The organism is Mesorhizobium sp. WSM4307 (assembly GCF_007003945.1).
Taxonomy (GTDB): domain Bacteria; phylum Pseudomonadota; class Alphaproteobacteria; order Rhizobiales; family Rhizobiaceae; genus Mesorhizobium.
Window position 1 is genome coordinate 175524 of record NZ_VFTB01000008.1, and the last position, 18476, is coordinate 193999.

20 protein-coding genes are annotated in these 18476 nt (G+C 63.8%); 10 read left to right on the forward strand and 10 right to left on the reverse strand.

The genetic code is table 11. The features are described 5' to 3' along the window. Positions 1-136 precede the first annotated feature (136 nt). Entirely contained in the window at positions 137-373 is a 237-nt protein-coding gene (locus FJV83_RS20610; protein WP_095772530.1) for a hypothetical protein, read from the reverse strand. A gap of 220 nt (positions 374-593) precedes the next feature. Here FJV83_RS20610 and FJV83_RS20615 point away from each other — a divergent pair, with 220 nt between their 5' ends. After that, the gene (locus FJV83_RS20615) at positions 594-1313 is read left to right on the forward strand and encodes a Crp/Fnr family transcriptional regulator (protein WP_142884536.1); all 720 of its coding nucleotides are present in this window, start codon (positions 594-596) and stop codon (positions 1311-1313) included. Positions 1314-1354: 41 nt separating this feature from the next. Here the strand turns inward: FJV83_RS20615 and FJV83_RS20620 are convergent, their stop codons facing one another. After that, on the reverse strand, positions 1355-1852 hold the full coding sequence (locus tag FJV83_RS20620) for a ferritin-like domain-containing protein (RefSeq protein ID WP_185973273.1): 498 nt from the start codon (positions 1850-1852) through the stop codon (positions 1355-1357). Between the two features lie 430 nt (positions 1853-2282). Here FJV83_RS20620 and kdpF point away from each other — a divergent pair, with 430 nt between their 5' ends. The 7 genes from kdpF to FJV83_RS20655 are packed head-to-tail and all read left to right on the forward strand — an operon-like array spanning position 2283 to position 10455. After that, the gene (gene kdpF / locus FJV83_RS20625) at positions 2283-2372 is read left to right on the forward strand and encodes a K(+)-transporting ATPase subunit F (RefSeq protein ID WP_019861144.1); all 90 of its coding nucleotides are present in this window, start codon (positions 2283-2285) and stop codon (positions 2370-2372) included. 21 nt (positions 2373-2393) lie between these two features. Continuing rightward, positions 2394-4097 (forward strand): potassium-transporting ATPase subunit KdpA, encoded by a 1704-nt coding sequence (gene kdpA, locus FJV83_RS20630; protein ID WP_142884534.1) that lies wholly within the window; start codon positions 2394-2396, stop codon positions 4095-4097. Positions 4098-4104: 7 nt separating this feature from the next. Continuing rightward, on the forward strand, positions 4105-4314 hold the full coding sequence (locus FJV83_RS20635; RefSeq protein ID WP_245433474.1) for a hypothetical protein: 210 nt from the start codon (positions 4105-4107) through the stop codon (positions 4312-4314). Then, positions 4311-6404, forward strand: coding sequence for a potassium-transporting ATPase subunit KdpB (gene kdpB / locus FJV83_RS20640; RefSeq protein WP_095772535.1), 2094 nt, complete (start codon positions 4311-4313; stop codon positions 6402-6404). Before FJV83_RS20635 ends, kdpB begins: the two co-directional genes overlap by 4 nt. 11 nt (positions 6405-6415) lie before the next feature. Beyond that, complete coding sequence (gene kdpC / locus FJV83_RS20645) at positions 6416-6979, forward strand: potassium-transporting ATPase subunit KdpC (protein ID WP_095792624.1); 564 nt, start codon at positions 6416-6418, stop codon at positions 6977-6979. 57 nt (positions 6980-7036) lie between these two features. After that, the gene (locus FJV83_RS20650; protein WP_142884533.1) at positions 7037-9769 is read left to right on the forward strand and encodes a sensor histidine kinase KdpD; all 2733 of its coding nucleotides are present in this window, start codon (positions 7037-7039) and stop codon (positions 9767-9769) included. Continuing rightward, on the forward strand, positions 9766-10455 hold the full coding sequence (locus FJV83_RS20655; protein ID WP_142884532.1) for a response regulator transcription factor: 690 nt from the start codon (positions 9766-9768) through the stop codon (positions 10453-10455). The genes FJV83_RS20650 and FJV83_RS20655 overlap by 4 nt, the downstream gene beginning before the upstream one ends. Before the next feature lie 85 nt (positions 10456-10540). Here FJV83_RS20655 and FJV83_RS20660 read toward each other — a convergent pair whose 3' ends face one another. The 8 genes from FJV83_RS20660 to FJV83_RS20695 all read right to left on the reverse strand — a co-directional run bounded on the left by FJV83_RS20660 (position 10541) and on the right by FJV83_RS20695 (position 16578). Further along, positions 10541-11977: an MFS transporter gene (locus FJV83_RS20660; protein ID WP_142884531.1), complete on the reverse strand. Its 1437-nt coding sequence runs from the start codon at positions 11975-11977 to the stop codon at positions 10541-10543. A gap of 183 nt (positions 11978-12160) precedes the next feature. Continuing rightward, the gene (locus FJV83_RS20665; RefSeq protein ID WP_142884530.1) at positions 12161-12646 is read right to left on the reverse strand and encodes a DUF992 domain-containing protein; all 486 of its coding nucleotides are present in this window, start codon (positions 12644-12646) and stop codon (positions 12161-12163) included. A gap of 86 nt (positions 12647-12732) precedes the next feature. Continuing rightward, the gene (locus tag FJV83_RS20670) at positions 12733-13209 is read right to left on the reverse strand and encodes a DUF992 domain-containing protein (RefSeq protein ID WP_095772540.1); all 477 of its coding nucleotides are present in this window, start codon (positions 13207-13209) and stop codon (positions 12733-12735) included. 208 nt (positions 13210-13417) lie between these two features. Next, positions 13418-14260 (reverse strand): tetratricopeptide repeat protein, encoded by an 843-nt coding sequence (locus tag FJV83_RS20675; RefSeq protein ID WP_095772541.1) that lies wholly within the window; start codon positions 14258-14260, stop codon positions 13418-13420. A gap of 143 nt (positions 14261-14403) precedes the next feature. Further along, positions 14404-14670, reverse strand: coding sequence for a 30S ribosomal protein S21 (gene rpsU, locus FJV83_RS20680; RefSeq protein ID WP_010911429.1), 267 nt, complete (start codon positions 14668-14670; stop codon positions 14404-14406). A 176-nt stretch (positions 14671-14846) separates the two neighbouring features. Beyond that, positions 14847-15233, reverse strand: coding sequence for an SET domain-containing protein-lysine N-methyltransferase (locus FJV83_RS20685; protein WP_010911428.1), 387 nt, complete (start codon positions 15231-15233; stop codon positions 14847-14849). Between the two features lie 110 nt (positions 15234-15343). Continuing rightward, positions 15344-16102: an SDR family oxidoreductase gene (locus FJV83_RS20690; protein ID WP_142884529.1), complete on the reverse strand. Its 759-nt coding sequence runs from the start codon at positions 16100-16102 to the stop codon at positions 15344-15346. Positions 16103-16209: 107 nt separating this feature from the next. Beyond that, complete coding sequence (locus FJV83_RS20695) at positions 16210-16578, reverse strand: YrdB family protein (protein ID WP_142884528.1); 369 nt, start codon at positions 16576-16578, stop codon at positions 16210-16212. Between the two features lie 215 nt (positions 16579-16793). Between FJV83_RS20695 and FJV83_RS20700 the strand changes: the two genes are divergently transcribed. Continuing rightward, a complete protein-coding gene (locus FJV83_RS20700) occupies positions 16794-18047 on the forward strand; it encodes a sarcosine oxidase subunit beta (RefSeq protein WP_095772544.1) in 1254 nt (417 codons plus the stop codon). After that, on the forward strand, positions 18047-18469 hold the full coding sequence (locus FJV83_RS20705) for a hypothetical protein (protein WP_142884527.1): 423 nt from the start codon (positions 18047-18049) through the stop codon (positions 18467-18469). Before FJV83_RS20700 ends, FJV83_RS20705 begins: the two co-directional genes overlap by 1 nt. Positions 18470-18476 lie beyond the last annotated feature (7 nt).

Below are 18476 nucleotides of genomic sequence, written 5' to 3' on the forward strand. Positions count from 1 at the left end.
GAACCAGCGTTGATTTGGAACAAATCGCCGCCTCCATCATCTTCCGGCCCCGCATGGTGCAGCGTTGCGGCGGGGGCGGCGATTACAAATGATGGTTGGAAGGCTTTTGTCATCGATGTTCCGGGATAGAGAGGTGTCAGTCACACCAACCTGACGAGACGACGAGCGACGCCTCGAATATCTGGTGTCCCTCCTCGTCGCGTACCTTGACGGTGATGGCGGTGTGGCCGTTTTCGATGATCTCGTCGCGGACGATGTCGGGCAGAATGCGGATCGCTTCGCGCCGTAGGCGTTCGCGGGTCTCGAAGACCTGGCCGTCATCATCGACCGTCAGACCGTCGCCATTGTAGAGGTCAAGATAATATCGAGGCATGATGGGCTGAACCTCAGACTGATGAGATGGCGAAATATTCAACCGACAATTCGCGGACCAACCAGTTGTTCCGTCAGAGGGGCATTTGCCGCGGAACAAGCAGGCGCTAACAAATGTTAATGCTTAGCAGCGGCCAACGGCGTATGCAGCCGAAGCCGCCTTTGCTTCCGACAGAACAAGATGGCGATCGGCTGTCGAAGCCCTTTCGCCGGAGATTGCGGTGCTTGAATCCCTCTATCTGAACCTGGGGCAGCATGACGCGCTGTCAGACGCCGAGAAGGCGCTGCTCGCCGGCGCCATGACGTTCGAGAGGCATTTCGCCACCGGCCAGGACATCGTCGCATCGGGGTCGCGTCCGACTTATTCGACGCTGATCCTCGATGGGCTGGCGGCGCGCTACAAGGTGCTGGAGAATGGCGGCCGGCAGTTCACCTCATTGCAGGTGTCCGGCGATTTCGTCGATCTCCACGCTTTCCTGCTGAAGACCATGGATCACGGCATCGTCGCTCTGTCGCCCTGTCATGTCATGTTCGCGGACCATAGCCGGCTTCGCGCCATCACCGAGCAGGCGCCGCACCTGACCCGGCTGTTGTGGCTGGACACGCTGGTCGACGGCGCCATCCACCGCGAGTGGATCGTCGCCATGGGGCGGCGCTCCAAGACCTCGCATCTGGCCCATCTCGTCTGTGAACTCTTCGTGCGGCTGCAGGTCGTGCAGCGGACCGGTGGCATGAGCTTTCACCTGCCGCTCTCGCAGGCTGAACTGGCCGATGTGCTAGGCTTGTCGGTGGTGCACATGAACCGGGTTATCGGCGCCTTGCGCAAGGTCGGGGTCGTCAACTGGGCAAACCACACGGTGACCATTCTCGACTGGCACCGGCTGCAGGAAATCGCCGAGTTCGATCCCACCTATCTCAGCATGATGCGGGAGCCGCGTTAGTTTATTCCAGACGCGGCTCCCCGATCCTGTGGGCGAGACGTTCAAGCCGCTTCGGCTGCTACGTTGACCGCCGTCTCCGCGATCTTGGTCAGGGCCTCGTCCGTGGCCTTCTCTTCCTTCAGCGTTGCTTCGAGAAGCGTCACGGCTTCGTTCAGGCCGAGTTCACCGCCCCACGTCCTCAGCGTGCCATAGCGTGAGATCTCGTAGTGCTCGACCGCCTGCGCGGCGGCCAGCAGACCGGCATCGAGCGCGGGAGATCCCTTGTACTCCTCCATGATCTCGCCGCCTTCCTCGGTGATACCCATGATCGCCGCACAGGTCTTGCCGACCGGCTTCTTGCCGATCACGCCGAAGACTTTCTCCAGTCTGGCGACGTGGCCCTCGGTCTCGGTGCGGTGCTTTTCGAAGGCGGCCTTCAGCTCGGCGCTTTGCGCGGCCTTGGCCATTTTCGGCAGTGTCGCCAATATCTTCTTTTCGGCGAAATAGATGTCCTTCAGCGTGTCATGAAACAGGTCGTCGAGCATTTTCTGCTTTGCCATCGTCATATCCTCTGATGCGTGAACCCTCAGGGCGACAATCTCCCGCAGAATGATTCGTTCCATCCGCGCCGCATAGCGCGGTCGAGCGGTCCAACCCGACAAATCCTCATCGGGACGCCATCTCCCCCGACACCGACGGCCGGCAAAACCTTTATAAAATTCCTATTTCTTTCCGCCCCGCGCCGTCTCGAACGTTTATGGCGAACGGGTCCATATTCCGCAGGGGAAAAACGTCGAACGCCGCCAATCGGAATGCGGCGCGCCGTTTTCACGTAATTGCAAGCCTACTCCGGCAGTTGCCGAATAGAAAAATCAAAGCAAGGAACAAGCACAATGGACATCGTTGTTCTCGGGATAGGGGCTTTGTTTTTTGCCCTGTCCTTAGCCTACGTCAAAGCCTGCGACAGAATTTGAGCTGAAGGATCGAGCCATGCTTTTCGATTACATCCTCGGCGGCGGCGTGACCTTGTTCCTGCTCGCCTACCTCACATACGCCCTCGTTCGTCCAGAACGCTTCTGAAGGCACGGAAAGCCACAAGCCATGACACTGAACGGTTGGATACAGATCCTTGTCTTCTGCGCGATCATCGTTTTGCTGACGAAGCCGCTTGGCTTCTACATGCACCGCGTCTTCAACGGCGATCGCACGCCGCTTTCACCGATCTTCGGCCCGCTCGAGCGTGGGCTCTACCGCATTTGCGGCACCAGCGAACGCGAGGAACAGCACTGGACCGCCTATGCGGTGGCCTTGCTGCTGTTCAACCTTGCCGGGTTCCTGGTGCTTTATGCCCTGCAGCGCCTGCAGGGCAGTCTGCCCTACAATCCCGCCGGCATGGGCGCGATCGATCCGGCGCTCGCCTTCAACACCGCCGCCAGTTTCGTGACCAACACCAACTGGCAGAACTACGGTGGCGAAAGCACGATGTCCTATCTCCTGCAGATGGCCGGGATGACGGTCCAGAATTTCGTTTCGGCGGCCACCGGCATTGCCATCGCGATTGCACTGATCCGAGGCTTTGCCCGCGCCTCCGGCAAATCGATCGGCAATTTCTGGGTCGATATGACCCGCTGCACGCTCTACGTACTCCTGCCGCTCTGCATCGTGCTCACCCTGGTCTATGTCCGGCTCGGCATACCGCAGACGCTTGGGCCGTATGTCGACGCCACCACGCTGGAAGGCGCCAAGCAGACCATCGCGCTTGGCCCGGTGGCCTCGCAAGTCGCCATCAAGATGCTCGGCACCAATGGCGGTGGCTTCTTCAATGCCAATGCCGCGCATCCGTTCGAAAATCCCGACGCCATCTCCAACCTGATCCAGATGGTGACGATCTTCGCGCTGGGTGCCGCGCTGACCAACGTCTTCGGCCGCATGGTCGGCAACCAGCGCCAGGGCTGGGCGATCCTGGCATCGATGGGCGCGCTGTTCATCGCCGGCGTCGCCGTCTGCTACTGGGCAGAGGCCGCGGGCAATCCGCTGATCCATGCGCTGGGCATCGACGGCGGCAACATGGAAGGCAAGGAAACCCGCTTCGGCATCGCTCTGTCGGCGCTGTTCGCCGTCATCACGACGGCCGCTTCCTGCGGTGCGGTCAACGCCATGCATGACAGCTTCACCGCGCTCGGCGGCATGATCCCGCTCATCAACATGCAGCTTGGCGAGGTCATCGTCGGCGGCGTCGGCGCCGGCTTCTACGGCATCCTGATGTTCATCGTGATTGCGGTCTTCGTTGCTGGCCTGATGGTTGGCCGTACGCCCGAATATCTCGGCAAGAAGATCGAGGCCAAGGAGGTCAAGATGGCGATGCTGGCCATCCTGTGCTTGCCGCTCGCCATGCTGATCTTCACGGCGATCGCCGTTGTCCTGCCGAGCGCCGTGGCCTCGATTGCCAATGGCGGTCCGCACGGCTTCTCCGAGGTGCTCTACGCCTACACCTCGGCGGCGGCGAACAACGGTTCGGCCTTTGGCGGCCTCAGCGGCAACACGCCCTGGTACAACATCACCATCGGCATCGGCATGTTGATGGGCCGCTTCCTGGTCATCATCCCGGCGCTCGCCATCGCCGGCTCGCTGGCGGCGAAGAAGACCGTGCCGGCTTCGGCAGGCACCTTCCCGACCGATGGGCCGCTGTTCGTCGGGCTGCTGATCGGCGTCATCGTCATCGTCGGCGGCCTTACCTTCTTCCCTGCGCTCGCCGTCGGGCCGATCATCGAGCACCTGGCGATGATCCATGGGCAAACCTTCTGAGGCGGCCATGCCCTTGTTCAGCAGCAAGCGTCGCAAGGCCAGGCCGCCGGCCGACAGCGAGGGGGAGGCCAAGCCTCCTCCCTTCCCGACCGTGTCGACGTTCCTGGGCATTGCGGCCGTCATGATCGTGATCTGGCTGCTGGTCTACGGCCCACCCTTTTCGGCATCCAATCACCCGGTGCCGCCCAACAACAGCGAAGCCGGAGCTTCAAAATGAGTCACACAAAATCAGCCAGCATCGTGGATGCCAGCATTCTTTGGCCCGCCATTGGCGGTGCCTTCCGCAAACTCGACCCGCGCACGCTGGCCCGCAACCCGGTGATGTTCGTCGTCGCAATCGTCTCGGCGCTGACGTCAGTGCTGTTCGTCAGGGACCTCATCACCGGCGGCGGCGACCTGCGCTTCACATTGCAGATCATTATCTGGCTGTGGTTCACCGTGCTGTTCGCCAATTTCGCCGAAGCGGTCGCCGAGGGGCGCGGCAAGGCGCAGGCCGACTCGCTGCGCAAGGCGCGCACCGAGACCCAGGCCAAGCTGCTGGCCGGCGAGGACCGCTCCAAATTCAAGCTGGTGCCCGGCACCAGCCTGAAGGTCGGCGACATCGTGCTGGTCGAAGCCGGCGACATCATCCCGTCCGACGGCGAGGTGATCGAAGGCGTGGCCTCGGTCAATGAGGCGGCAATCACCGGGGAGTCCGCACCGGTCATCCGCGAATCCGGCGGCGACCGTTCTGCCGTCACCGGCGGCACGCAGGTTCTGTCCGACTGGATCCGCGTGCGCATATCAGCCGCGTCCGGCCACACCTTCCTCGACCGCATGATCTCACTGGTCGAAGGGGCCGCGCGCCAGAAGACACCGAACGAGATCGCGCTCAACATCCTGCTCGTCGGCATGACGCTGATCTTCGTGCTGGCCACCGCGACCATCCCGAGCTTTGCCTCCTATTCCGGCGGCTATATCTCGGTGACTGTGCTGGTCGCGCTGTTCGTCACCTTGATCCCGACCACCATCGGCGCGCTGCTCTCGGCCATCGGCATTGCCGGCATGGACCGCCTGGTGCGCTTCAACGTGCTGGCCATGTCGGGTCGTGCCGTGGAAGCCGCCGGCGACGTCGACACGCTGCTCCTCGACAAGACCGGCACCATCACGCTCGGCAACCGCCAGGCGACCGAATTCCGCCCGGTCAAGGGCGTCACCGAGCAGGAACTGGCCGACGCGGCGCAACTCGCCTCGCTCGCCGACGAGACGCCTGAGGGGCGCTCGATCGTCGTGCTGGCCAAGGAGAAATACGGCATCCGCGCCCGTGACATGGCGACATTGCACGCCACCTTCGTGCCCTTCACGGCGCAGACCCGCATGAGCGGCGTCGACATCGACGGCTCGTCGGTACGCAAGGGCGCCGTCGATTCCGTGCTTGCCCACGTCAATCAGTCGACGGTCGCCGCCCACGGCACGCGTCCCGGCAGCGATACCGTCAGGGATCTCCAGGCGATCGCTGACGAGATTGGCAAGTCTGGCGGCACGCCGCTGGCGGTCGAGCGCGATGGTCGCCTGCTCGGCGTCGTCCACCTCAAGGACATCGTCAAGGGTGGCATCAGGGAGCGCTTTGCCGAGTTGCGCAAGATGGGTATCCGCACGGTGATGATCACCGGCGACAATCCGATGACGGCAGCGGCGATCGCGGCGGAAGCCGGCGTCGACGACTTTCTCGCCCAGGCAACGCCCGAGGACAAGCTGAAGCTGATCCGAGACGAACAGGCCAAGGGCAAGCTGGTCGCCATGTGCGGCGACGGCACCAACGATGCGCCGGCCCTTGCCCAGGCCGATGTCGGCGTCGCGATGAACACCGGCACGGTCGCCGCCCGCGAGGCGGGCAACATGGTCGACCTCGACAGCGATCCGACCAAGCTCATCGAGATCGTCGAGATCGGCAAGGCGCTGCTGATGACACGCGGCTCGCTGACGACCTTCTCCATCGCCAATGACGTTGCCAAGTATTTTGCCATCATCCCGGCGATGTTTGCGATCTTCTACGTCGCGCCGGGACAGACGACCGGCCCGTTGCAGGCGCTCAACATCATGCATCTGGGCACGCCGCAGAGCGCCATCCTGTCGGCCATCATCTTCAACGCGCTGATCATCATCGCGCTGATCCCGCTGTCGCTGAAAGGCGTCAAATATCGCGCCATCGGCGCCGGCGCGCTGCTCCGCCGCAACCTCCTCGTCTACGGCCTCGGCGGCATCATCGTGCCGTTCGTTGGCATCAAGGCGATCGATATGATCGTCACCGCCCTCGGCCTCGCTTAAGGAATAGATCCATGCTCACCCAGATAAGACCCGCGGTCATCATGATCGTCTTCTTCACGGTCCTGACCGGACTGATCTATCCGATCGGCATGACCGGCATTGCCCAGGCGCTGTTTCCGCACCAAGCCAATGGCAGCCTGATCGAGAAGGACAAAACGGTCATCGGCTCCGAGCTGATCGGCCAGGTCTTCGCCAGCGACAAGTATTTCCATGGCAGGCCTTCGGCGGCCGGCAATGGTTACGATGCCACCGCCTCCGGCGGCACCAATCTCGGCCCGACCAATCCCAAGCTGATCGAGCGCATCAAGGGCGATGCCGAGAAGCTGAAGGCGGAGAATCCGAACGCACCGGTCCCAATGGATCTGGTGACGACGTCGGGCAGCGGCCTTGACCCGCAGATCAGCCCGGAGGCCGCCTATTTCCAGGTTCCGCGCGTGGCCAAGGCCAGGGGCATCGACGAAGCCAAGGTCAAGGCGCTCGTCGACGGCCAGGTCGAGGGCAGGGAGCTCGGCTTCATGGGAGAGCCTGTCGTCAACGTGCTGGCGCTCAACCTGGCGCTCGACGCGGCTAAATAGGTGATGGAGAGGTCCGGGGATCGACAGCATCCCCGGACCTCGCCATGATCGATCCTGATGCCGGACGACAGAAGCAACGAAAACCGACCTTCCCCCAACGCGCTGCTCGAGCACGCCGAGCGGGAAGGACGCGGCCGCCTGCGGATATTCCTCGGCGCCGCGCCCGGTGTCGGCAAGACCTACGAAATGCTGATGTCGGGCCGTGCCAGGCTGGCGGACGGCATCGATGTGGTGATCGGCGTCGTCGAGACGCATGGCCGCAGGGAAACCCAGACCCTGGTCGAGGGTTACGAAGTCATCCCCCGCCGCAAGATCGACTACAAGGGGCGCGTCCTCGACGAGATGGACATCGACGCCATCCTCGCCCGGCGCCCCGCATTGGTTCTGGTCGACGAGCTCGCCCACACCAACGCGCCCGGCAGCCGCCACCCCAAGCGTTATCTCGACGTCCAGGAGATCCTGGCGCGCGGCATCGACGTCTACACGACGCTCAACATCCAGCATGTCGAAAGCCTGAACGACGTCGTCGCGCAGATCACGCGGGTCAGGGTGCGCGAGACGGTTCCCGATTCCATCATCGATCAGGCCGACGATGTCGAAATCATCGACCTGACGCCCGACGACCTGATCAAGCGGCTGGAAGAGGGAAAGGTCTATTTCCCCAACACGGCGCAGCGCGCCATCGAGAACTATTTTTCGTCGGGCAATCTGACGGCTTTGCGCGAACTGGCGCTGCGCCGCACCGCCCAGCGTGTCGACGAGCAGTTGCTCAATCACATGCAGTCGCACGCCATCCAGGGCCCATGGGCCGCGGGCGAGAGGGTGCTCGTCTGCGTCGACGCGCGTCCGGGCGGCGCGGCCCGCATCCGCTACGCACGCAGGCTGGCCGACCGGCTTCGCGCGCCGTGGACGGCGCTGCATGTCGATACGCCGCGCTCGGCCGGCATGTCCGAGGAAGACAAGGACCGGCTCGCCACGCTGATGCGCCTTGCCGAGCAACTCGGCGCCGAGGTGACGACCATTCCCGGCCAGAACGTCGCGCAGGACATCGTGCGCCACGCGGCGGCCAACAATTTCACCCATATCGTGGTTGGCAGGCCGACCCGGTCGCGCTGGCGCGAACTGATCGAGGGCTCGCTCACCTATGATTTGATCCGCAACGCCGGCGACATCAGCGTCCACGTCATTTCGGGGACCGAGCGGGATGCCGAAGCGACCTCGAGAAGGGTCAAGGCAGCGGCCGAGCAGAAGCAATTCCAGATCTGGCCCTATCTGCTGGCCACGACCTATGTTGCGGGTTCATTGGCCGTCAGCGCCGTCCTCGACCAGTTCCTGGACGTCCGCAATCTGGCGATCGTCTTCCTCCTGGCGGTGCTGACATCGGCGGTGGCCGGCGGCCTTTGGCCGGCGCTCTATGCGTGCTTCCTCAGTGCCCTTGCCTTCAACTATTTCTTCCTCGAGCCGCGCTACACACTGACGATCCGGGATCCCGAGAGCATCGTGGCGCTCGCCGTCTTCCTTGCCGTGGCGGTGATCGCCAGCAATCTCGCCGCGCGCATGCAGCGCCAGGCCGTCGCCGCCCGCTCGCGGGCACGGGCCACCGAGGACATCTACCTCTTCTCCAGGAAGCTCGCCGGCGCCGGCACGCTCGACGACGTGCTGTGGGCCACCGCCTTCCAGATCGCCTCGATGCTGAAGCTGCGCGTGGTGTTGCTTCTGCCCGAAGACGGCACCATCACCGTCAAGGCAGGCTATCCGCCGGACGACACGCTGGCCGAAGCCGACATCGCCGCAGCCCGCTGGGCCTGGGAACACAACCGCGCCGCCGGGCGCGGCGCCGATACGCTGCCTGGCGCCAAACGCCTTTATCTGCCTTTGCGTACCGGGCGCACCGCGATCGGTGTCGTCGGTCTCGACAATGACAAGCAGGGCCCGCTGCTGACGCCCGAGCAACAGCGCCTGCTCGATGCGCTGGCCGACCAGGCGGCGGTGGCGATCGAACGCGTCCAATTGGTCGCCGATGTCGACCGCGCCAAGCTCGCCGCCGAAGCCGACCGGCTACGCTCGGCCCTGCTGACCTCGATTTCGCATGATCTGAAAACGCCGCTCTCGGCGATCATGGGAGCGGCGGGCACGCTCAAGGAATTCGCGCCGGATCTGCCCGAGCCGGACCGGGCGGAGCTCCTGTCGACGGTGATCGACGAATCGGAGCGGCTGAACCGCTTCATCGCCAATCTGCTCGACATGACCAAGATCGAATCCGGGGCCATGGAGCCGAACTATGCCCTGCATTATGTCGGCGATATCGTCGGCACGGCGCTCAACCGCGCCCGCAAGATCACCAGCGAGCACAAGATCGAGGTCGATATTCCGCCCGACCTGCCGATGCTGAAGCTCGATCCCGTGCTGTTCGAGCAGGTTCTGTTCAACCTTCTCGACAATGCGTCGAAATATTCGCCGTCCGGCTCGACGATCCGCGTGCAGGGATGGGCCGACAATGGATCCGTCATCGTGCAGATCATGGATGAGGGGCCGGGTATTCCGGGGCATGATTTGGAACGTGTGTTCGACACCTTTTACCGGGCGCGCAAGGGCGATCAGGTGCGCGCCGGCACCGGCCTTGGCCTGTCGATCTGCCGCGGCTTTGTCGAATCGATGGGCGGCACCATCTCGGCCGCCAACCGGACCGACCGCACAGGGGCTGCGTTCACCATCAGGATCCCGATGCCGGCGGAAGCACGCGATGCCGGCAATCGCGGCGAAGAGACCAGCGTGGATCGGCCTTCATGACAAATTCGAATGTCAGGATACTGGTCGTCGATGACGAGCCGCCGATCCGCAAGCTGCTTCGGGTCGGCCTCGGCAGCCAGGGCTATGTCATCAGCGAGGCGCCGAACGCCAAGGTGGCGATCGAACTGATGGAACAGGAAAAGCCGGATCTGGTGCTGCTCGACCTCGGCCTACCTGGCATGGGCGGTCATGAGCTCCTGCGCAAATGGCGTGACGAGGGCCTCGACATTCCCGTCGTCATCCTCTCCAGCCGCACCGACGAGGCCGGCATCGTCAATGCGCTCGAACTCGGCGCCGACGATTATGTCACCAAACCGTTCGGCATGAACGAACTGGTGGCGCGCATCCGCGTGGCGTTGCGTCACAAGTTCCAGCAACAGGGCGAGAAGCCTGTATTCCAAAGCGGCGACCTCAGCGTCGATCTGGTCAAGCGCATCGTCAAGGTCGAGGGCAAGGAGATAAAACTCTCGCCGAAGGAATACGACATATTGCGCATCCTGGTGCAGCATGCCGGCAAGGTGCTGACCCACCATTTCATCCTGAAGCAGATCTGGGATGATTCGACCGACGTGCAGTATCTCCGGGTCTATGTCAGGCAGCTCCGGCAGAAGATCGAGAAGACCCCCGACCAGCCGCGCTACATCACCACCGAGACCGGTGTCGGCTATCGGCTGCGTGTCGATTGAGACAGCTCGAATTGAAGTTCTAACTTTTTGTTTTGACGCAATTCCGGGCGGAAAACCGTACACACTTTTCCTGGAATTGCTCCAGTCAGACGACGGCTTCCAACGGCCGAGTTGCGGCCACCGACGTCCGCAAGGCGGCGAGACAGCCGAGGATGCCAAGCGGGACGAAGGCAAGGAACAGCCAGCTCGCGACATTGGCCGCCGCGTCGTGGTTCAAGCCTTGCGAGAAGCCGCTGGCATTGGCGACGATGCCGGCAAGGGCGGCCCCCACGGCGTAGCCGATGCGCTGCATGGTCGGCACCGCGGCCGAGGCGATGGTCTGCTCGTCGTCCGGGGCGGAGGCGACGATGACGCGGGTCAGGAACGGCCAGGCAATGCCGAAGCCGCCGCCCTGCAGCAAGGCGCAGACCAGGATCAGCGGGATCGAGCCCAGGGGTATCGTATAGGCAAAGCCGGCGATGCCCGCCGCGATCATCAGCGCGCCGGTAACAATGATCAGCCGTTCACGCTGCGGCGGCGCGTTGGCGACGAGGATCGACAGGATCGACCAGGCGATCGATTCGGCGGCGATGATGTAGCCGGTGGTCAGCAGCGGGATGTCGTGCAGGCTGGTCAAAAGCAGCGGCCCGTAGACGCCGAAGGAGCAGGTCGCGACGGAAAAGGCGGCGACCATGGTCATGCCGGCACCGACCGGAGTGCGCCACGAAAACAGCCGCGCCGGGAACAGCCGCGAGCGCGGCTTCAGCGCGTCGATGGTGAAGAACAGCGCGAGCCCGGCCAGGCCCAGCACGATCAGCAGAGAGGAACGCAGCAGGGCGATGTCGATGCCGGCCGAGGCGATCAGCACCACGGCGACGGCCAGGCAGGCAAGGGCGGCGAAGGGGAAGGGCGGGGTCTTGCCGGCGCTCGTGCTGGGTTTCTTCGCCTCCGGCGTGTTGAGCACGAGGAAGCTTGCCAACGCCATGGCGGTACCGCCGAGGGTGAAGACGCCGAAGGCCCAGCGCCACGACAGGAATTCGGTCATGATAGCGCCCAGCAACGGGCCGCCGAACGCCGCGACGCCCCAGATCGCCGACATGATGCCGAAGAGCTGCGGCCAGATGGTGCGCGAAAACAGCCGCTCGACCGAGACGAAGGCGAGCGATACCAGCGCGCCGCCGCCCAGCCCCTCGATCAGCCGGCCGGCCAGGAACAACTGCATGGAAGGCGAGGTGGCGCAGATCAGCGCGCCGGCGGCGTAGAGCAGGGCCGCGACCACCATATTGGTGCGCAGCGCCACGTAGCTCACCAGTCGCCCGGCGGCGGCACCGGCGACGATGGCGCCGAGCTCGTAGATCGCCAATGACCAGCCGACGAGCTGCACCCCGGCCAGTTCGCCGACCATCGCCGGCATGACGGTTGCCACCATCGTCTCGTTGGTGGCGTGCAGCAGGATGCCGAGGCTGATGAAGCAGAAGCGCGCCAGGTCGCCGCTCGCCCACAATGCGCGCCAGTCGACCCTGTTTGTGCTGATTTCAGTCATGTCCACCCCATGCTTTTGCATATCGCGATGCCGGCGCATGGCACCAGAAGCCAGCAAGGCTTTCCGGCAGGACCATGCGCGGCAACAGCGCCGGATAGCGTGCCCATCGGGGGTGCCGGTCCGGTCGGGCTGGGCTTGTAGGACCTCAACCGCGGTTGAGCTCAAGCGGTTTTTTCAAGGCGGTCAGTTCTCGGTGCTGCGCAGCTGGAACTGGCTGACGCCGATGGCGAGATTGATGCCGGTCTGCGTCTGCAGGCTGAGCGGCTGGAGGGTGAAGGCCTGCGAGGAGCCGCCGGCCAGGAGATTGGCGCCGGCGCCGACGGCGGCCGTCACCTCGGCGCTGGCGCCGATATAGTCGCCCGCCAGCGCACCCGGCGCGTAGATGTTCTTCAGCGGCGTCAGCACCAGCCAGCGCATCACCGACTGTTTTGTCGTGCCGATGTCGAGGCCGTATTTGTTGACCGCGCCAAAATAGGCCTCCGGCGCGAAGCTCTTGTCGGTCGGCGTGAAGGTGCAGCTCAGATCCTTGGTCGAGCCGAAGATGAAGCCGGTGCCCCCGCCAATGGCGCATTCAAGGGTACCAAGTTCGATGCCTCGGTCCTGCGCCTGCGCCTGTGTCGCGCCGAGCACGAGTACGATCACGGCAGCGGCGATGGCTGTCTTCGGCATATCGTTCCCCTCAAAATCAAACGGCGCGGAACCATCCTATATGGTTCCGCGCCGTAAGGTAGAGAGGAGCGCGTGGCTCCGTTCGATCACTTCAGCGAATGAATCAGCTGAAGCGAGGTCACGGCCACGGCGAGATTGACGCCGGTCTGTGCCTGGACGCTGAGCGGCTCCAGCATGAAGGCGCCGTCGAAGCCGCCGACCAGCAGGTTGGCGCCGCCGCCGGTGACGACGCTCGCCTCGGCATTGACGCCATAGTAGCTGCCGGCAAGGTCGCCCGCGTCGCGGTCACGGGTCGCGGCAAGAACCGCCCAGACGAGCTGGCCCTGATGCGTCTGGCCGAGATCGACACCGATCTTGGAGATGACGCCGGTGTAGATCTCCGACGGACCGTGGTGGTAGGGACGGAAGACGCAGGACACGCCCTTGTTGGAGGCGACGATATAGGCGGTGCCGCCGTCGATGGTGCAGTCGAGAGTGCCGAGCTGCAGCTTTCCGGCGCTGGCCGGAGCGGCAGCGAACACGGTCGTTGCAAGGGCAGCGGCGCTGACGAGTTTCTTGATCATGGGAGGGTCCTTTCGCAAATCGCTTGGAATAACGGCTCGAGTGACCAGACCGTTCCGCTGAAAACTTGGCGCGAACAAGGCAAGGGTTAACGGCTTGGTGCGGGGGTTAACGCGCGGTTGCCGGATGGGCGGCGATCTTCAGCGCGGCGTGTCCTTTCGGACACGCCGACGTCGCCATAATGCTTAGCCGGCTCTGCTAACGCCGATATCAGCTGACGCGGGCGAGGCCGTCCTTGGCCGGCTGGTAATTGGGGTTGAGGCGCACGGCTTCCTTATAGGATTTCGCCGCCTTCGCCTTGTCGCCGCGCCGCTCGTAGATGAGCGCCTGATTGGCCCAGGCCTCGGCGTTCTTGCCGTCGAGCTTGATGGCCATGTTGAAGTCGGAGAAGGCGTTGTCCTCGTCGCCCGTCGCCAGATAGGAGAGGCCACGGCCGTTGTAGGGCTCGGCGGCATCCGGCGCCAGTGAGATGGCGGTCGAGAAATCCTCGATGGCGAATTTGTGCTGGCCCTGGCTTTGATAGATCAGGCCGCGATTGTGGTAGGCGCGGGCGTCCGTCGTGTCGAGCTGGATCGCCTTCTGGAAATCGTTGAAGGCGTCCTGGGTGCGGCCCGCCTTGCGGTAGAGATTGCCGCGGCCGATATAGGCGGCGTCATAATTGCCGTTGATCTGGATCGACTTGTTGTAGTCGTCGAGCGCGGCCGCCTGATTGCCGAGGAAGCGCTGGATGAGCGCGCGGTTGGAATAGGCCTGGTAGAAATTCGGATTGAGCTGGATGGCCTGGTTGAAGTCCTTGAGCGCCGCCTGATACTGGCCACCGCGGCCATAGGCCGAGCCGCGCACATTGTAGCCTTCGGGATCCTGGGGATTGCGCTGGATGACGGCCGACAGCGAGGAGATGTTCTCGCTCGACCCTTGCGCCTTGTCGATGTTGTTGAACTCGCCGGTCGGGCCCGATGTCTGGCAGCCGGCCAGCACCAATCCGGAAAGCAGGGCTGCCGTCAGGGCGAAACCACGCAATGCGGTCCCGCGCTCCACGCTTATTGCGTTCATGTCTGCCCTGTCCTCACTTATGCCGCGTCGTTCAGGTCCGGATCCCCCCTCCGGGCCGGGTCACAATCAAAATAAAAAGGTGGCGGCGATTCCGCATCGCGCCACCTTGGTATCCTTCGAAAAGGACGAAATATTGGCGATAATCAGCGCGGCGGACGCGCTGCGCCAGCAGCACCACCGGCAGCCACCGGACGCGGCGTCATCGGCAGCAGGCCTTCGCGCTGGGCGCGCTTGCGGGCCAGCTTGCGGGCGCGGCGCACGGCTTCTGCCTTTTCGCGGGCGCGCTTCTCGGAAGGCTTCTCGTAGTGGCCGCGCATCTTCATTTCGCGGAAAATGCCTTCGCGCTGCATCTTCTTCTTGAGCGCGCGAAGCGCCTGATCAACGTTATTGTCGCGGACGAGTACCTGCACGGGCAATCCTGTCTTTCGGGTTTGATATCAACAGGCAAGTAGCCATAGCCACTAGCCTCCGCGGCGGTCGACACCACGAATTGTGGCGGCTGATAGCAGAATCAGGCCGCGCTGTCCACAGCCGAAATGCAGGACAACAGCCAAATTGCCACGGTCGCCCCGAGATAGGGCGCCAACTACGCCGTGGCCAGGTGCAGCCGTTCGAAATCCTCGAAGAATTCGCCGTAGTCACAAGTGATCTCTTCGCCGGCGGCAATGTCGCGGGTAGCTGTCGCGCCGCCATATTGCGAAAAATCGGTGTTCGGCGTCGCCGAATGGTTCATGAAGCGGCCATTGTCGACCTCATAGACCATGAAGCCCGGCCGATCCGGGCTCGGATAAGCATAGCGGTCGAGCAATTCCTTCAGAGGCTGGGGTGCGGCCTCGTATTCGTCCATCGGGATCAGCCGGTCGAAATCCGGGTTAAGCCGCCAGATCGACGCGCCCTTCCGGATTGGCTCGGCGGCGAACATGCCGACGCCCTCGATCGCGCTCGCGGCCACATAGGTTCGGATCAGCATCATGGTTTCGGGACCCGTTTCGACAGGAAACGGAATCGCCAAATCGCGCGGAAAAAGCAAGACCGGCTGCCTGCGTCAAAGCGGTGAACCGGCCTGTTCGCCGCAAAAAAACTTCACGTCCGGTTGATCGAGACCCCGCCATCGGCGAACAGCGCGGTTCCCGTTGTGAAGCTCGAGGCATCGGAGGCGAGATAAAGCGCCGAGCGGGCAATCTCCTCCGGCTGCGCCATGCGCTTCAGCGCATGGATGCCTTCGACGAAAGCGCGGGCTTCGGGCGTCGTTGTCGTTGCGCCCGGTGTGTCGGTGCCGCCCGGCAGCAATGCGTTGACGCGCAGGCCTTTCGGCCCGTATTCGGCGGCCAGCACCTGTGTCAGGCCGATCAGGCCGGCCTTGGCGGCGGCGTAGGCGGCCATGCCCGGCATGCCGGCAGTGTAGCCGACAAAGCTCGAAGTGAAGATCAGCGAGCCGCCGCCGCGCTCCAGCATGGCCGGTATCTGATACTTCGCGCCGAGAAAGGCGCCGGTCAGATTGACGTCCATCGTCTCGTGCCATGCCGTCGGCATCATGTCGGGCAGGGGCGCCATCAAGCCGACGGCGCCGGCATTGTTGAAGGCGATATCAAGGCCGCCGAAGCGTTCGACCGCCAGATCGACAAGTGCCTTCGCATAGGCTTCGTCCCTGACGTCGCCGGCAAGCGCGATGGCCTTGCCCTCCACGTCCGATATCTCGGCGACAAGCGTATCGAGCTCGGCCTGGCGACGGGCGGCGACGACGAGCCTGGCCCCTTCCTCAGCGAAGAGTTTTGCCGTGGCGCGGCCGATGCCGGAACTGGCGCCGGTGACGATGGCGATCTTGTTGGCGAGTGCGAGCATTTTTGGCATCCCTGTTTTTCGCGCCAGTCTGGCCGGCAATCGGGATGTTGGTCGCAGATGGAGCAGGTCGGAGCCACCCGATACCTGCGAAGGTCGCGTCGTCCTGACTATTGCTTCAGCAGCCAGCCCAGCCGGTCGTGCGAAAATGCGTAGCTGATGGCTACGAGCAAGGCGACGACGATGCCCGCGGTCGTGTGACCCGCGGCATAGAATCCGGCAGCGCCGCCGAACAGGATGACCAGTTCGAGCGCCAGCCGCACCGTGCCCGGAACCGGCACAGGTGCGCGTCCCGACCGGCTTGGGTCGTTGAGCACCGCGAAAGTACCCCAAAGCAGGGCCGCAATGATCGGCAAGGCCAAAGCGAGGACCCAGCGCCACCATCCGTCGGAAAGGTGCCAGCCGGCATTGCCGAGACCGAGCAAGGCGGCAAGCTCCAGCAGGAAGCGCAAGGTCAGATTCCACCAGGCATTGCCCATATTCGTCCTCCAGAATCGCCCGACGGATAATGTGGCTGAACCCAACCACGGCAGCCAGCCCGCATGGGTCTTTTTCGTCGTGGCGCAAAACGGCAAGCGCCGTCGCAAACAGCGCAAGGGTGGAAGCGCTGTTTCGCTAGTGATACACCTCGCGCACCGGGCCGAACAAAAGCCCGGCTGCAATCCGCGAGATCTGTTGGCGCGAGGCTGGGACGTTGAAAAAATATTCGGTATTCGCCATCGCCCGCGAGGCCATGCGCGGCCACAAGGGTTGGGAGGAACAATGGTCCTCGCCTGAGCCCAAGAAGGAATACGACGTCATCATCGTCGGCGCCGGCGGCCATGGCCTGGCCACCGCCTACTATCTCGCCACGGTGCATGGCATCACTAATGTCGCGGTGCTGGAAAAGGGCTGGCTCGGCGGCGGCAACACCGGCCGCAACACCACCATCATCCGCTCCAATTATCTCTATGACGAAAGCGCCGGCATCTACGACCATGCGCTGAAGCTGTGGGACGGGCTTAGCCAGGAGCTCAACTACAACGTCATGTATTCGGCGCGCGGCGTCATGATGCTGGCCCACAATGTGCACGACATCCAGGTGCTGAAGCGCCATGTCCACGCCAACCGGCTGAACGGCATCGACAATGAATGGCTGTCGCCTGAGCAGGCGAAGGAATTCTGCCCGCCGCTCAACATCTCCAGGGATGCGCGTTATCCGGTCGTCGGTGCCGCGCTGCAGCGGCGCGGCGGCACGGCGCGCCATGACGCGGTCGCCTGGGGCTATGCGCGCGGCGCTTCGGCGCGCGGCGTCCACATCATCCAGAATTGCGAGGTCACCGGCGTCAAGCGCGCCGCCAACGGCGCGGTCACGGGCGTCGACACGACGCGCGGCTTCATCGGCGCCAAGAAGGTCGGCGTGGTTGCCGCCGGCCATTCCTCGGTCATCATGAACATGGCCGGCGTGCGCATGCCGCTGGAAAGCTATCCGCTGCAGGCGCTGGTGTCGGAGCCGGTCAAGCCGGTGGTGCCATGTGTGGTCATGTCGAACACGGTGCACGCCTATATCTCGCAGTCCGACAAGGGCGAGCTGGTGATCGGCGCCGGCACCGACCAGTATGTCTCCTATTCGCAGACCGGCGGCCTGCACATATTGCAGCATACGCTGGACGCCATCTGCGAGATGTTCCCGATCTTCACGCGCATGAAGATGCTGCGCTCGTGGGGCGGCATCGTCGACGTGACGCCCGATCGCTCGCCGATCCTGGCCAAGACGCCGGTGCCCGGCCTCTACGTCAATTGCGGCTGGGGCACGGGCGGCTTCAAGGCGACGCCTGGTTCGGGCCATGTCTTTGCCCACACCATCGCCAGGGACGATCCGCATCCGATCAATGCGCCCTTCACCATCGAACGCTTCCGCACCGGCCGGCTGATCGACGAGGCGGCGGCGGCGGCAGTGGCGCACTGATGATGGCGCAGATGGCTGTCGCGATGCCGCTGATGCTGGCGGGGGAACAAGGCATGTTCCACATGCCTTCGGCTGAAGAGGTGCGGCTGCAGCCGATCACGCGCGCCGGCAACGAGGCCGGATGGCCGTTTTCGGTCGACGAGGGAATGCTCGCTTGCGTCTGGGGCGGCGGCCAGAAAGTTGTGATGTTCTTCGAAGGCCGGCCGAAGGGCCTGGATGAAGACGAGGATTTCAACCCGCGTGGCGTCATCGTCACGACCGACCCGATGCAGCTGACGCTCGGCAACATGGCCAACCGCGCCCTGTTTCGCGATTCCGCTGACGTCGAGGAGCGGCTGCGGCTGGTCGCGCCGTTCGTGACCATGGGCCAGAAGCTTTGCGACCAACCCCCCGGCGCCCGCGTCGGCCACGGCGAATTGTAGGAACAAA

Excerpts from the sequence above, each read along its gene's own strand:
- FJV83_RS20610 (WP_095772530.1), bottom strand. The coding sequence starts at position 373 with ATGCCTCGATATTATCTTGACCTCTACAATGGCGACGGTCTGACGGTC.
- FJV83_RS20620 (WP_185973273.1), bottom strand. The coding sequence starts at position 1,852 with ATGGCAAAGCAGAAAATGCTCGACGACCTGTTTCATGACACGCTGAAG.
- kdpF (WP_019861144.1), top strand. The coding sequence starts at position 2,283 with ATGCTTTTCGATTACATCCTCGGCGGCGGCGTGACCTTGTTCCTGCTC.
- kdpA (WP_142884534.1), top strand. The coding sequence starts at position 2,394 with ATGACACTGAACGGTTGGATACAGATCCTTGTCTTCTGCGCGATCATC.
- FJV83_RS20635 (WP_245433474.1), top strand. The coding sequence starts at position 4,105 with ATGCCCTTGTTCAGCAGCAAGCGTCGCAAGGCCAGGCCGCCGGCCGAC.
- kdpB (WP_095772535.1), top strand. The coding sequence starts at position 4,311 with ATGAGTCACACAAAATCAGCCAGCATCGTGGATGCCAGCATTCTTTGG.
- kdpC (WP_095792624.1), top strand. The coding sequence starts at position 6,416 with ATGCTCACCCAGATAAGACCCGCGGTCATCATGATCGTCTTCTTCACG.
- FJV83_RS20650 (WP_142884533.1), top strand. The coding sequence starts at position 7,037 with ATGCCGGACGACAGAAGCAACGAAAACCGACCTTCCCCCAACGCGCTG.
- FJV83_RS20655 (WP_142884532.1), top strand. The coding sequence starts at position 9,766 with ATGACAAATTCGAATGTCAGGATACTGGTCGTCGATGACGAGCCGCCG.
- FJV83_RS20660 (WP_142884531.1), bottom strand. The coding sequence starts at position 11,977 with ATGACTGAAATCAGCACAAACAGGGTCGACTGGCGCGCATTGTGGGCG.
- FJV83_RS20665 (WP_142884530.1), bottom strand. The coding sequence starts at position 12,646 with ATGCCGAAGACAGCCATCGCCGCTGCCGTGATCGTACTCGTGCTCGGC.
- FJV83_RS20670 (WP_095772540.1), bottom strand. The coding sequence starts at position 13,209 with ATGATCAAGAAACTCGTCAGCGCCGCTGCCCTTGCAACGACCGTGTTC.
- FJV83_RS20675 (WP_095772541.1), bottom strand. The coding sequence starts at position 14,260 with ATGAACGCAATAAGCGTGGAGCGCGGGACCGCATTGCGTGGTTTCGCC.
- FJV83_RS20685 (WP_010911428.1), bottom strand. The coding sequence starts at position 15,233 with ATGATGCTGATCCGAACCTATGTGGCCGCGAGCGCGATCGAGGGCGTC.
- FJV83_RS20690 (WP_142884529.1), bottom strand. The coding sequence starts at position 16,102 with ATGCTCGCACTCGCCAACAAGATCGCCATCGTCACCGGCGCCAGTTCC.
- FJV83_RS20695 (WP_142884528.1), bottom strand. The coding sequence starts at position 16,578 with ATGGGCAATGCCTGGTGGAATCTGACCTTGCGCTTCCTGCTGGAGCTT.
- FJV83_RS20705 (WP_142884527.1), top strand. The coding sequence starts at position 18,047 with ATGATGGCGCAGATGGCTGTCGCGATGCCGCTGATGCTGGCGGGGGAA.